The sequence below is a fragment of the Vreelandella subterranea genome, from assembly GCF_900111305.1.
In the GTDB taxonomy this organism is placed as follows: domain Bacteria; phylum Pseudomonadota; class Gammaproteobacteria; order Pseudomonadales; family Halomonadaceae; genus Vreelandella; species Vreelandella subterranea.
The window spans coordinates 157,529-170,990 of record NZ_FOGS01000001.1 but is presented as its reverse complement, the minus strand read 5'-3'; the positions used below and the strand labels follow the sequence as shown (position 1 = coordinate 170,990).

Genomic DNA, 13,462 nt, shown 5'->3' with positions numbered 1-13,462 from the left:
ATGGTCGATTATTTCTTACGCCACCGGGCCGCCAGCTACTTAATGACCGTGGTGCTGCTCGCGGGTGGTGCGCTGGCGTTTTTGGGCATGGGGCAGCTCGAGTTCCCCGAGTTCACCATCCGCAATGCGTTGATCACCACCCAATACCCCGGCGCGACCCCTGAGGAAGTGGAGCAGGAAGTCACCTCGACCCTGGAAGAATCGATTCAGGGGATGTCGTCGATCAAACGCGTAAGCTCGGTGAGTTCCGACGGCCTCTCGCAGATTACCGTCGAGCTTGAAAGCACGGTACAGAACGAAGAGCTGGAGCAACTGTGGGATTCGCTGCGCCGTAAAGTTCAGGACGCCCAGGCCGCGCTACCGCCCGGGGCCAGCCAGTCCCGCGTGAATGACGATTTCGGCGATGTATTTGGCTTCATGGTCAACCTGACCGGCGACGGCTATAGCATGCCCGACCTTGCCGATCATGCCGATTTCCTCAAGCGTGAGCTGGCGCTGGTCGACGGGGTCGAAAAGGTATCGCTCGGCGGCGAGCATGAAGAGCGCATTTTTATCGAGGTCGACCGTGAAAAACTACGCGCGCTCAATATTCCGTTAACCCGCCTGCAACAGCTACTCGACACGCAGAATGCGGTGGCCGACTCGGGGCATCTCAAACAGGACGGCCGCCGTTTCCGCATTACGCCCACGGGCAGTGCAGCGAATATTGATGACCTGCGCGGGCTTATCGTCAGCGAGGGCGATGGCGAGCTGGTGCGGCTCAGCGATATCGCTGACATATCGCGGGAATTGGCGGAGCAGCCCCAACAGCTTTACCGCGATATGGGGCGGCCGGCGATATCGCTGGGCGTCTCCTTTGAAAGCGGCGTGAACGTGGTCGAGGTGGGCGAGCGTCTGCAGCAACGCCTGGACGAACTTCAGGCCCGCACGCCGTTGGGAATGGAACTCAACGTGGTTTACGACCAGCCCCAGGTGGTCGACGAAGCGGTATCAGGCTTTTTAGTCAGCCTGATCCAGGCGGTGGCCATTGTCATCGTGGTGCTGATGCTGTTCATGGGCTGGCGCAGCGGCCTGTTGATGGGCTTTATCCTGCTGATCACCATCATCGGCACCTTTATGCTGATGCGTTTCCACGGCCTGCAGCTGGAAAAGATCTCGCTGGGCGCGCTGATCATTGCCTTGGGGATGCTGGTGGACAATGCCATCGTGGTCACCGAGGGCATGCTGGTGGGCTTGAAACGTGGTAATACGATCCGCGATTCGGCCCACCAGGTGATTCGCCAGAACGCCTGGCCGCTGCTGGCCGCCACCTTGATCGCCATTGCCGCCTTTGCGCCCATTGGCCTGTCGCCGGACACCACCGGTGAGTTCATCGGCTCGCTGTTTTTCGTGCTGCTTTACTCGCTGCTACTCAGCTGGATTACCGCGCTGACGTTGACGCCCTTCTACTTCAAGCTGTTCTTTCGCAATGTGGCGCCCGGCGATGGTCAGGAGGATCCTTACAAAGGGATTGTGTACCGCGTTTTCAGCCGGGTAATTATTGCCGGGATTCGCTTCCGCTGGGTCACCCTGGGGTTGGTGGTGATGCTATTGGCAGGCGCAGTGGTGGGCTTTGGTTCGGTGAAAAACGCCTTCTTTCCGGCCTCCAACACGCCGATCTTCTTTGTCGACTACCGCACGCCGGAAGGCACGGATATCCTCGAGACCCAGCGCCGGGTCAGCGAGCTGGAAGACAGCGTGATGGCGATGGACGGCATACGTCATCTGACCACCACGGTGGGCGGTGGCGCGCAGCGCTTTACCCTCACCTACTCGCCGGAAGACCGCTACGCCAGCTATGCCCAGCTGATCGTCGAAACCGACGACAAAGCCACCCAGCACGATCGCATGGCCGACGTTGAGAAAGTGCTTGAGCAAAACCATAGCGATATCGACTATAAAATTGCTCCCCTGGAGGTTGGCCCTGCACCGAAAGCCAAGTTGGAGGCACGCTTTTACGGCAGTGATCCAGAAATGTTGCGTCAGCTAGGTGATCAAGTTGAAGCGATGTTCCGCGATACACCGCATATGACCAGTGTGCGCACTAGCTGGCGCAGCCGCGTCCAGGCGATAGAGCCGGTGTTCATGGAAGATACTGCCCGGCGTCTCGGCGTTACCCGCGAGGACCTGGCGGATACGCTTGCCTTGAGTACCAGCGGTAGCCGAGTGGGCATTTACCGCGACGGCAGCGACCTGATACCCATGGTGGCGCGGGCGATTCCCGGTCAGCGCCACGACGTGGATAACCTTGGCTCACTTAACGTGTGGAGCGCAGAGCAAGGGCGTTATATCACTGCCGACCAGGTGATCAGCGATATCACCACTAAGGTGGCAGACCCGCTGATAATGCGCCGCAACCGGGAGCGCATGCTGGCGGTTTACGGCGAGCCGGATCCATTAAGCGGCGTGACCGCCGCCAGCGTACTGGCCGATATCCGCCCCCAGGTAGAGGCGTTAGAGTTACCGCCTGGGTATCGGTTGGAATGGGGCGGCGAGTACGAGACCGCGGGTGAGGCCCAGAGCGGGTTGTTCTCCTCACTGCCGTTGGGGCTTGCGATGATGTTCATCATCACCGTGGTGCTGTTCAACAACTTCCGCCAGCCGCTGGCCATCTGGTCGCTGGTGCCGCTGACCATCATCGGTGTGGTGGGTGCGCTACTGCTCACTGGTCTGCCGTTCTCGTTTATGGCACTGCTCGGCACGTTGAGCTTGATCGGCATGGTGATCAAGAATGCCATCGTGCTGGTGGAGGAGATCAACGTGCAGCTGCCGCTACATCAGGACCGCTACCACGCAGTGGTACGCGCCGCCATCAGCCGTGTCAGGCCTGTCGCCATGGCCGCGTTGACCACCATGCTGGGGATGATTCCGCTGATCAGTGATGCCTTCTTCGCCAGCATGGCGGTGGCGCTGATCGGAGGCCTGGGCGTTGCCACGCTATTAACCCTAGTCGTGTTGCCGGTGGTCTACTGTGTGCTTTACCGCATCAAGATCCATGCGGATTCATAATTCCGAAGGTCTGTTGACGCTTTATCGCGAAGCCGTCAACAGACCCTAGACACCTGTTTCATCACACTGCTTTGGCGAGCCCAATTGAGCTAGTGTGTTCCAATCGCAATGCCTCAATCCCCTTTTCACGCCTACCGGGCACCCGTGTGCATTTCATGCGTTTAAGCACAGAGTTGGGCTCTGAGTTTGTTCGGCAATTCGAAAGATAGTTCACATCAAATTTCGGAAGACGATAACTTGGGTTAATTTATTTTATTTTTTTATCTTATAAATGCCTTCTTTTTTTTAGATAATTCATATTTATAAGTACATTAGCCATAAATATCGTTAAGTAAGACTAAAGTAGATGTTTTTCAGGCCGATAACGTTGTTCGCTAACACAAGTTTGGCAATGTTAATGAATCTAGAGTCGCTGGTTAGTCTCCAGCTAGATTGTATTAATAGCCATTAACTAATATATCCAGCCTGGAGAAATACGGCACCATGAACCGCCTGCTTAGCAATGTTTCCGTCAAAATGGGGTTAACCCTCGTTCTCGCCATTTTTTCATTATTAATTATCATTATCGCATTTCTTGGCCATCGGGGAGGCGAAGAGGGCAGCTCTTCACTTAGAGAAGTTGACCGTGCGGCAGACCAAATGCGCTCGGTCAACCGAGGTCAGCTAGCGATTGCGAACGCTCAACTTTTTTACGTTAATAGTTATGTCGCATCTTATGAGGGGGATACCCGCGCAGCGCGTGATTACCTGACTGAAGCACAGGAAATGCGGCAGGAAGCTCAGGACTACTTTTCGCAATTTGAGGAAATTGCTATTGAGACGCCTCTTGTGGAAAGGTTGATGACCAGTTTCCAGAGTTTGATAGAACAGGGAGTAAGGCCCCAGGAAGTGGCCTTGGAAGAAAGCGACGAGGGGGCGTTTCGTAGCGCAAGAGAGTCTGCCAGTGACTTAAACCAACAGTTTATTGAGGCGAGCACTGCTTACAATGATTATATGGCAGAGCAAAATGGGCTGATGATTGCTGACTATGAAAGCGATATGCAGTTGATTGGCTATATTGATATCGCCGTATTGATATTGGCTGCCTTAATGGTTTTATTTGTGCGCATCGCCATGGTGGGCTCAATTGTAAAACCATTAAACGAAGCCGTCGCGCACTTTGAGCTTATTGCTCAAAACGACTTGTCGGGCAAGGTAAGAGACCGTGGCCGCAACGAGATCGGCAAACTGTTTAGCGCCATGCAGCATATGCAGAGCAATCTGGTTAAAACCGTTTCTGAGGTACGCGACAGCAGTGGCTCCATTCACATCGGGGCGCGGGAAATTGCTTCTGGCAATGCGGATCTTTCGTCACGCACCGAGCAGCAGGCGTCTTCTCTGCAGGAGACGGCCGCCAGCATGGAGCAGTTAACTGCCACCGTTAAGCAAAATGCCGATAACGCCCGCCAGGCCAGCCAGTTGGCAAACGATGCATCAAGTACGGCCAGTAACGGCGGCGAGGTGGTAGAGCGAGTCATCACCACCATGCATGGGATTTCAGATAGCTCGCAGAAAGTGTCGGATATTATCAGCGTTATCGACTCTATCGCCTTCCAAACCAATATCCTGGCGCTGAATGCTTCGGTAGAGGCCGCGCGGGCGGGCGAACAGGGTCGTGGTTTTGCGGTAGTGGCGAGCGAAGTGCGTAACCTCGCGAGCCGCAGTGCGGATGCCGCCAAAGAGATCAAGGCATTGATTGAGGCGTCATCAAACCAGGTGAAGGAAGGCTCCGTCCTGGTGGAAAGCGCCGGGGAAACCATGCGTGAGGTGGTCGCTTCGGTGCGCCGTGTGACCGATATCATGGATGAGATCTCGGCGGCGTCTCAGGAGCAAAGCTCGGGCATTGAGCAGGTCAACCAGGCGGTTAGCCAGATGGACGAGGTCACCCAGCAGAATGCTGCCCTGGTTCAAGAGGCCTCTTCGGCGGCGAGTTCACTGGAAGATCAGGCGGCGCGGCTTGAAAGCGTGGTATCCGTCTTCCGTTTAGCGGAAGGCGAAAGTCGCACCCAGCATGCCCCGCTGACCTCGCCCCAAACGCAGCCGGCGCTTTTGCGGCCCGCCACCCAAGGGGGAAAAAAGGCGAAAGCAGCGGTAACCGCTGATCAAGAGTGGGAAGAATTTTAAGGATCAAGCCCGCAGGTTGCCTGATGAGTTCTTGGTTTAAGGCGCCTCGCGCTGGATAACGAGTCAGCGCTTACAAAACGCACCGCCCTCACTCTGTGGGGGCGGTGGCGTTTCATCGGGCGTTAATTAGCGGAAGCCCGCGGACGCAAAGTCGCGGCCATGCGCCTGCCGTCTGTTAAAGTGCCTTGCATAAGGCCCATCAATGCTAAACGCTGGGCCTATGATTGAAGCTTAAAACGCGGAGGCCTCGCTGGTGTGCTACCCACCCCCGTCCATGAAGTCGTTAATTGCGTTCGAGGCCACGGCGCGCCTGGGTTCGATGACGGCGGCTGCCGACGAGGCGCGCGCGACCCAACCGACGATCTCGCGGCGGGTTCCGGGTTTACCCACCTGTGTTTGTTACCGTTATTGCCAGCGCTCAAACAGGCGTTTCCGACGTTGACTTTCAAGCTGGTGACGGTTGATCGTGCCGATGACCCTGAACTGCAAGCGGCGGATGTGGCTATCCGTTTTGGCCCTTACATACCCCAGGAAGAGGGAGTGTTGCTGGCCAAAGAAGCGGTGTTCCCGGTATGCAGTCCTGACTACGCGCAGGCGCAGGGTTTGAAGGGCACACTGACGACAGCGCAGCTTTCCCGTCTGGCGCTATTGCACCAGGATATCAAAGATCCCCGCTGGCTCGATTGGGCACAGTGGTGTCAGCATGCGGGGATGGGCTTGCCGACGCCAAGAGACGAGGTCTTTGCCTACCATAATTATGCCCTGTTGCTGAATGCGGCTCTCGCGCATCAGGGCGTGGCACTAACGGCGATCTGCGTCGTATGCGGAACACAAGGTGACGTGATGTTCCCTTTGCTGGACGAGGCGTTCGGCAAAGAGGTTTTTACCATCTCCTACGAAAGAAAAAACGCCCGTACCTAACAGGTACGGGCGTTGCTTGCCGACTCGGCTCAGGCGAGGTGATCTGCCGTGGTCTTATTCGCCACGGGGATAGCGCTGGGCTTCTTCGACTTCGTTGAGATCCATGTGGTTACGCATGTAACGTTCGGAAGCGTCCTGCAGCGGCTGGTAGTCCCACGGATAGTAGTGGCCATTGCGCAGGGCCTCGTAGACGATCAGGCGCTGCGCCTGGGAAGCGCGCACATCGGCATCGAAGGCTTTCAAATCCCAGCGCTTGTGCACCTTGGCTTGATAGTCGGCCAGTATCTCGGCGTAGTCGGGATGTGCTGCCAGGTTGTGCTGTTCCAGCGGGTCGGCCTCCAGGTCGAATAGCTGCGGCGGATCGATCTCGCAATAGTTGAATTTCCACTTGCCCTCGCGGATGGTCACGATGGGCGAATAGCTCGCCTCGGCGGCGTATTCCATGTAAACCGGCGCGTCGCGCTTCTCGCCTCGGGTCAAGGGAAGCAGCGACTGGCCATCGGTGTAGGGCGCGATCGAGGACAGGTCGATGCCGACCAGGTCGGCGATGGTGGTGTTGATATCGATGATCGATACCGGGTCCTCGATATTGCGCGGTTCGATCCCCGGTGCAGACAGCATCAGCGGTACCCGAGACGAGCCTTCATAGGGGCTCATCTTGAACCACAGGCCCTTTTCGCCAAGCATGTCGCCGTGGTCGGCGCATACCACGATAATCGTGTTGTCGAGCATACGGGTTCGCTCGAGCACGTCGAGAACGCCGCCGATCTTGTCGTCGATATAGGAGATGTTGGCGAAATAGCCCTGGCGAGCGTTGCGCACATCCTGGGGCTGGATATTGAACTTGGTGTAATCGTTGGCCTCGAAAATCCGCTGGGAATGCGGATCCAGCTCATCGAAAGGTACGGGCCCTTGCTGCGGCTCAAGATACTCGCAGTCATTATATAAATCCCAGTATTGGCGACGCGCCACATACGGATCGTGCGGGTGGGTGAAGCTGACACACAGCGCCCAGGGACGCTCGTCGTGACCGCGCGACAGGTCGTACAGCTTCTGCTCGGCGTGGAACGCGACTTCGTCGTCGTATTCCATCTGGTTGGAAATTTCAGCAACGCCAGCCCCTGTCACCGACCCCAGGTTGTGGTACCACCAGTCGATACGCTCACCCGGCCTGGTGTAGTTAGGTGTCCAGCCGAAATCAGCCGGGTAGACATCGGTGGTCAGGCGTTTCTCGAAGCCATGAAGCTGGTCGGGGCCGACGAAGTGCATCTTTCCCGACAAGCAGGTGGAATAGCCGGCGCGGCGCAAATGGTGCGCCCAGGTCGGCACGCTTGAGGGAAACTCCGCCGCGTTGTCGTATACGCCAGTGCGGCTCGGCAACTGGCTCGACATGAAGGCGGCACGCCCCGGTGCACACAGATAGCTTGGCGTGTAGGCATTGTTGAAGTTGACCGAGCGCTTGGCCAGCTTCTTGAGGTTGGGCGCATGCAAAAAGTCGGCGGGGCCATCCTTAAAGAGTGTGCCGTTGAGCTGGTCGGCCATTAGCACCAATACATTGGGTTTTGTCATATGGGAATCTCCCTGGCGAGTATTGTTGGCGTTCGAAGCGGCGTATAAGCGCGACTTCTATCCCCGTACAATGACGTGCCCGAAGGCGGTAAACCAACGATTTATTCGCCCCCTGAGCCCTAACTCACATAGGTCTCTGGCAGAATCGACGATTCAGTGATCGTATCTGTTACCGTCATTAATGTATCAAGGCGAACTGAATTGGTCAGTTCAATCAGGCCGAGGCCCATATGGATGAGGTGATACAGCAAAACGCCACCACCTTCACTTAGTGGGGGCGGTGGCGTTTTATAGGTCGTTTATCAAGAAGCCGCACGGAAGGGGTTGCGTGGGTCGTTATCCCAGGCCAGGAAGGGTTGGCCGGTTTCCTGCGGGACCATGGTGATGCAGTTTTCCACCGGGCAGGTGATCTGGCACAGGTTGCAGCCCACGCACTCTTCCTCAATCACCTCATAGCGCCGCGAACCGTCCTGCTCGGTCAGCTTGGCAATCGATTGGTGGGAGGTATCCTCGCAGGCGATATAGCAGCGGCCGCACTCGATACACAGGTCCTGGTCGATCTTGGCGATGGTCTTGAAGTTGATATCCAGATGTTTCCAGTCGGTGGTCTGGGGAATCGCCTTGCGCGAAAACGCCTCGATCGAGGCGTAGCCTTTTTCCGCCATCCAGCGGGAAAGCCCGTCTTTCATCTCCTCCACAATCCGGAAGCCGTTGAGCATCGCCGCGGTACACACCTGCACGCTGCCCGCCCCCAGGGCGATAAACTCCGCCGCATCCCGCCAGGTGGCAATGCCGCCGATGCCGGAAATCGGCAGTGTGGGCGTCGCCGGGTCCCGGGCGATTTCCGCGACCATATTCATCGCGATGGGTTTCACGGCGCTGCCGCAGTAGCCGCCGTGGGTGCTCTGGTGGCCGACGGTGGGTTTGGCGACCATGTTGTCCAGGTCGATGCTGGTGATCGAGTTGATGGTGTTGATCAGCGATACCGCGTCGGCGCCGCCGCGCAGCGCCGCCTGAGAGCCTGCACGGATATCGGTGATATTGGGCGTGAGTTTGACGATTACCGGTTTGGAGTAGTGCTTCTTGCACCAGTAGGTGACCTTCTCGATCAAGTCCGGGTTCTGCCCCACCGCCGCGCCCATGCCGCGTTCGGGCATGCCGTGGGGGCAGCCCAGGTTGAGCTCGATACCGTCTGCGCCGGTGGCTTCCACCAGGGGCAGAATATACGCCCAGGCCTCTTCGTTGCAGGGCACCATGATGGAGACGATCAGCGCCCGGTCGGGCCAGTCCTTTTTCACCTGGGTGATTTCTTTCAGGTTGATCTCAAGCGAGCGGTCGGTAATCAGCTCGATATTGTTAAAGCCGATCACCTCGCGGTTTTTGCCGTAGTGGGCCGAATAGCGCGAGGAGACGTTCACCGCAGGCGGTTCTTCGCCGAGGGTTTTCCACACCACGCCGCCCCAGCCCGCTTCATAGGCGCGCACCACGTTGTAGGCCTTGTCGGTGGGCGGTGCGGATGCCAGCCAGAATGGATTCGGGGCCTTGATGCCGGCGAAGTTCACCGATATATCAACGCCGTTGACCACGCTGTCACTGCTGTTGTGTTTGCCTGGGGGGGTAAAGTTGAGGGTATTCATGCGGCCTCCTGCTTGGCGGTGAGCGCCTGATGAATAGCGTGCGCCGCCAGTTTGCCGTGCTGAACGGCTTGTACGGTAAGATCCTGACCGGGCTTCACGCAGTCGCCACCGGCGTAAACATTTGCCAGTGAGGTGCGGAACATGTCATCGACGTGGATGCGTTCGCCGTCCCGGGCAAGCTCGGCGGCGGTGGCGTCGCTGAGACTTTCACCATCAAAGCCCTGGCCAATCGCCTTGAAGATGGCGTCGGCTTCAATCTCGAAGGTCTCGCCGGTGGCGGTTAACTTCCCTGACTGTTCCCGGGTCTTGGCAAAGCGCATGCCAACCACCCGGCCTTGGCTGTCCAGCAGAATGTCGTCGGGTTGCGCCCAGGTGATCATGCGCACGCCGTTGGCTTTGGCGATCTCCTGCTCGTGGTCGGTGGCGGACATCGCCTCGACGCCGCGGCGGTAGACCAGCGTTACCTCGCTGGCGCCCAGGCGGGCCATCTGGGTGGCCATGTCGATGGCGGTGTTGCCCGCACCGATCACGATGCAGCGCTTGGCCACGGCGAGGCTGCCCAGGTCATCGGTTTGACGCAGGGTCTTGATGTAGTCCACGGCGGGCATCAGGCCGGGTGCATCGTCGCCGGTTAGCCCTAAAGCGCGGCTGGCACCCAGGCCTAAGCCGAGGAATACGCTGTCGTACTGTTTGTGCAGATTAGCGAGTTCAAGGTTGTCGCCCAGGCGCTTCCCATACTGAATATCGATGCCGCCGATCTCGAGCAGAAACTCGATTTCCTTGCGGGCGAAGTCGTCGGTCATCTTGTAGCGGGCGATGCCGTACTCGTTGAGCCCGCCGGGCTTTTGTTCGGCTTCAAAAATGGTCACCTGGTGGCCGAGCATTGCCAGTCGATGGGCGCAGGAGAGCCCTGCCGGCCCGGCGCCCACCACGGCAATATGCCGACCGGTGGTGGCCGCCCGCTTGAACGGGTGGCCATCGAACTGCATATGGTCAGTGGCGTGGCGCTGCAGCAAGCCGATCAGCACCGGCTGGCACTCGGCGTCGTGGTTGCGCACGCAGCTGCGCTCGCAGAGGATTTCGGTGGGGCACACCCTGGCGCAGCTGCCACCCAGGATGTTGGCTTCCAGAATGGTCTCCGCCGCGCCGTTGATGTTGTTTTCGCTGATCTGGCGAATAAAGCTGGGGATGTCGATCTCCGACGGGCAGGCCTCCACGCAGGGCGCATCAAAGCAGTAAAGACAGCGCTGGCTTTCGATCATCGCCTGTCGGTGCGTCAGCGGTGGGTGAAGATCGCTAAAGTTGCTTGCCAGCGTAGCTGGGTCGTAAGTGCCGACCTCTTTGGCGCTGGGTAGATGGTTCAGTTGGCTAGTCACGGTAGAGCCTCCGCTGTTGTTATGGGCACAGCTGTTGGTCTTGGTCGTTCTTTATGGGTCAGCGCTTGACCGCCATCGGCGCATTCAGCTCGGCGCGCTTGGCCAGCAGCTCGAACATGCCGGGGTAGGCGGGGCGCTCCAGATAGCGGCCTGCGCCGCGCTCGGCGCGCAGCTCACCGTCGCGCCATACCCATTTGCCCTGGCTGATGGTATGGCGGGGGATGCCGCGCACCGTTTTGCCTTCGAAGATGTTGAAGTCGACGTTCTGGTGGTGGGTCTTGGCGGAAATCGTCCGGGTGCCGTTGGGGTCCCACACCACGATATCGGCATCGGCACCCACCTGAATCGCGCCTTTGCGGGGGTAAAGGTTGAAAATCTTGGCAGTGTTGGTCGACGTCAGGGCGACAAAGTCCTGGGGGGACAGCTTGCCGGTGTTGACGCCTTCGTCCCACAGCACGGCCAGGCGGTCTTCGACACCGGCGGTGCCGTTGGGGATCTTGGTGAAGTCGTCCTTGCCCGCGGCCTTCTGGTCGGCGCAGAAACAGCAGTGGTCGGTGGCGGTGGTCTGCAGGTTGCCGGACTGCAGGCCGTGCCAAAGCGCTTCCTGGTGGCCCTTGGGGCGGAAGGGTGGGCTCATCACATGCGCCGCGGCACGGCCCCAGTCGGTATCCTGGTAGACGCTGTCGTCGATCATGAGATGACCGGCCAGGCATTCGCCGTAAACCTGGTGCCCCTGGTCGCGGGCGTAGGCAATTTCGTCTACCGCGTCCTTGGTGGAAACGTGCACCAGATAAATCGGTGCGCCCAGGGTGCTGGCGATACGAATGGCGCGGCTGGCCGCCTCGCCTTCCACCTGGGGCGGGCGCGAAAGCGGGTGGGCTTCTGGTCCGGTGAGGCCCTGGGCGAGCAGTTTCTGCTGCATGTGGTAGACCAGCTCGCCGTTTTCCGCGTGAACCGTCGGCACCGCGCCCAATTCCAAGCAGCGCGAGAAGCTCTCCACCAGAATATCGTCGGTGGCCATGATGGCGCCCTTGTAGGCCATGAAATGCTTGAAGCTGTTCACCCCGTGTTCATGCACCAGGGTGCCCATTTCCTCGCGCACGCTATCGTCCCACCAGGTAATCGCCACGTGGAAGGCAAAGTCGGTGGCGGCTTTTTCGGCCCAGCCCTGCCAGGTTTCGAAGGCTTCCAATAGTGACTGTCCGGGCTGGGGGATCACGAAATCGATGATGGACGTGGTGCCGCCCGCCAGCGCGGCCGCGGTGCCGGTGTAGAAGTCTTCGCTGGCCACGGTGCCCATGAATGGCAGCTGCATATGGGTATGCGGGTCGATACCGCCGGGCATCACCAGCTGGTCGCTGGCATCGACCACCTCGCAATCAGCGGGAACGTCTAGATGGGTGCCGATGGCGTGGATTTTACCGTCGACGCAGAGCACATCGGCGCGGTAGGTATCGGTATTGGTGACGACGGTGCCGCCCTTGATCAATAGGCTCATTGTTCGCTCCTTGGCTTATCCTGTGGCCGGGCTACTCGCCGTCGGTCAGACGGGTGTAGGTTTCCGGGCGGCGGTCGCGGAAGAACTGCCAGTTGTTGCGTACCTCGCGCACCATGTCCAGGTCGATCTCGTGGACCAGCAGTTCATCCTCGGTTTCGCTGGCCTGGGCCTCGATCTTGCCGCGCGGGTTAACGATATAGCTGGAGCCGTAGAAATTGCCGATATTCCACGGTGCCTCGGTACCCACGCGGTTGATGGCGGCGATAAAGCAGCCGTTGGCCGCGGCCGAGGCGGGCTGCTCCAGCTCCCACAGGTATTGGGAGAGCCCGGCGACGGTGGCGGAAGGGTTGAAAATCACCTCGGCGCCGTTGAGTGCCAGCGCCCGCCAGCCCTCGGGGAAGTGGCGGTCATAGCAGATATACACGCCGATTCTGCCAAAGGCGGTATCGAACACCGGCCAGTTGGATTTGCCCGGCTTGAAGAAAAACTTCTCCCAAAAGCCCGCGATCTGGGGGATATGCGTTTTGTGGTACTTGCCCAGGTAGCTGCCGTCGGCATCGAACACCGCGGCGGTGTTGTAGTACACGCCAGTCTCGGTTTCTTCGTACACGGGGACGATGATGACCATGCGGTGCTTGGCGGCGAGTTTTTGCATCATCTGGCAGGTGGGGCCCTCCGGCACCTGTTCGGCGGCGGCATACCACTTGCCGTCCTGGCTGGGGCAAAAGTAGGGCTGGTTGAACACTTCCTGGAAGCAGAGCACCTGCACGCCCTGTTCTGCCGCTTTCTCGATCATCGGCAGGTGGGCTTCGTTCATGGCGTCGCGGATGGCCGCGGGTTCCAGGTCGGTGCTGGTTTTCAGGCCCATTTGAATCAGGCCGATTTTCATCTTCTGCATCAGACAATCCCTCTTATTTGCGTTAGGCCAAAATATTGGTGTTATTTGATGTTCTGTTGTAAGCGGGTGGTTCATAAAACTGACCATTTAGACAGCTTTTAAGAAAGTATCGTCAGGTTGTGCGTTTTAGCAAGTCAGTCGGTGGTTTTTTTAAGATGGATTTTAACTCATTGAGTTAAATTGATTTTTTTATTTTAGCATTGAGGAAGCCCTAATCTGGTGAAGGTGCGCACTGTTTTGGATTTTTAAATTAACTATTTTAAATCAGTGATTTGTATTTTTATTATGGAAATAAATTCAGTTTTTCATGTTTAAAATTGGTGCAAATATTTTTTTTGATCTAGCCTTTTTG

Annotated in this window: 8 protein-coding genes and 1 pseudogene; 4 read left to right on the top strand and 5 right to left on the bottom strand. The window is 58.1% G+C overall.

What is annotated here, in order from left to right; genetic code table 11:
* The 4 genes and pseudogenes from BMX75_RS00765 to BMX75_RS00755 form a co-directional block, all read left to right on the top strand.
* Positions 1–3,048 (top strand): efflux RND transporter permease subunit, encoded by a 3,048-nt coding sequence (locus tag BMX75_RS00765; protein WP_092824382.1) that lies wholly within the window; start codon positions 1–3, stop codon positions 3,046–3,048.
* Between the two features lie 483 nt (positions 3,049–3,531).
* Positions 3,532–5,211: a methyl-accepting chemotaxis protein gene (locus tag BMX75_RS00760; protein WP_092824380.1), complete on the top strand. Its 1,680-nt coding sequence runs from the start codon at positions 3,532–3,534 to the stop codon at positions 5,209–5,211.
* A 274-nt stretch (positions 5,212–5,485) separates the two neighbouring features.
* Positions 5,486–5,653: a helix-turn-helix domain-containing protein gene (locus tag BMX75_RS18365; protein ID WP_175474678.1), complete on the top strand. Its 168-nt coding sequence runs from the start codon at positions 5,486–5,488 to the stop codon at positions 5,651–5,653.
* Positions 5,587–6,132: pseudogene (locus BMX75_RS00755) on the top strand (LysR substrate-binding domain-containing protein); the annotation flags it as partial. The gene BMX75_RS18365 and the pseudogene BMX75_RS00755, both read left to right, overlap by 67 nt.
* A 54-nt stretch (positions 6,133–6,186) precedes the next feature.
* On the opposite strand, the gene betC reads toward BMX75_RS00755, so the two are convergent.
* The 5 genes from betC to BMX75_RS00730 form a co-directional block, all read right to left on the bottom strand.
* On the bottom strand, positions 6,187–7,701 hold the full coding sequence (betC, locus tag BMX75_RS00750) for a choline-sulfatase (RefSeq protein WP_092824376.1): 1,515 nt from the start codon (positions 7,699–7,701) through the stop codon (positions 6,187–6,189).
* Between the two features lie 302 nt (positions 7,702–8,003).
* The gene (gene preA, locus BMX75_RS00745) at positions 8,004–9,338 is read right to left on the bottom strand and encodes an NAD-dependent dihydropyrimidine dehydrogenase subunit PreA (RefSeq protein ID WP_092824374.1); all 1,335 of its coding nucleotides are present in this window, start codon (positions 9,336–9,338) and stop codon (positions 8,004–8,006) included.
* On the bottom strand, positions 9,335–10,714 hold the full coding sequence (locus BMX75_RS00740; protein WP_092824372.1) for an NAD(P)-dependent oxidoreductase: 1,380 nt from the start codon (positions 10,712–10,714) through the stop codon (positions 9,335–9,337). Before BMX75_RS00740 ends, preA begins: the two co-directional genes overlap by 4 nt.
* A gap of 58 nt (positions 10,715–10,772) precedes the next feature.
* Positions 10,773–12,212: a dihydropyrimidinase gene (gene hydA / locus BMX75_RS00735; RefSeq protein ID WP_092824370.1), complete on the bottom strand. Its 1,440-nt coding sequence runs from the start codon at positions 12,210–12,212 to the stop codon at positions 10,773–10,775.
* 31 nt (positions 12,213–12,243) lie between these two features.
* Positions 12,244–13,110: a nitrilase-related carbon-nitrogen hydrolase gene (locus BMX75_RS00730; RefSeq protein WP_092824368.1), complete on the bottom strand. Its 867-nt coding sequence runs from the start codon at positions 13,108–13,110 to the stop codon at positions 12,244–12,246.
* Between the last annotated feature and the right edge of the window lie 352 nt (positions 13,111–13,462).

Coding starts and splice junctions, on each gene's coding strand:
- hydA (WP_092824370.1), bottom strand. CDS start 12,212: ATGAGCCTATTGATCAAGGGCGGCACCGTCGTCACCAATACCGATACC.
- BMX75_RS00760 (WP_092824380.1), top strand. CDS start 3,532: ATGAACCGCCTGCTTAGCAATGTTTCCGTCAAAATGGGGTTAACCCTC.
- BMX75_RS00730 (WP_092824368.1), bottom strand. CDS start 13,110: ATGCAGAAGATGAAAATCGGCCTGATTCAAATGGGCCTGAAAACCAGC.
- BMX75_RS00765 (WP_092824382.1), top strand. CDS start 1: ATGGTCGATTATTTCTTACGCCACCGGGCCGCCAGCTACTTAATGACC.
- betC (WP_092824376.1), bottom strand. CDS start 7,701: ATGACAAAACCCAATGTATTGGTGCTAATGGCCGACCAGCTCAACGGC.
- preA (WP_092824374.1), bottom strand. CDS start 9,338: ATGAATACCCTCAACTTTACCCCCCCAGGCAAACACAACAGCAGTGAC.
- BMX75_RS18365 (WP_175474678.1), top strand. CDS start 5,486: ATGAAGTCGTTAATTGCGTTCGAGGCCACGGCGCGCCTGGGTTCGATG.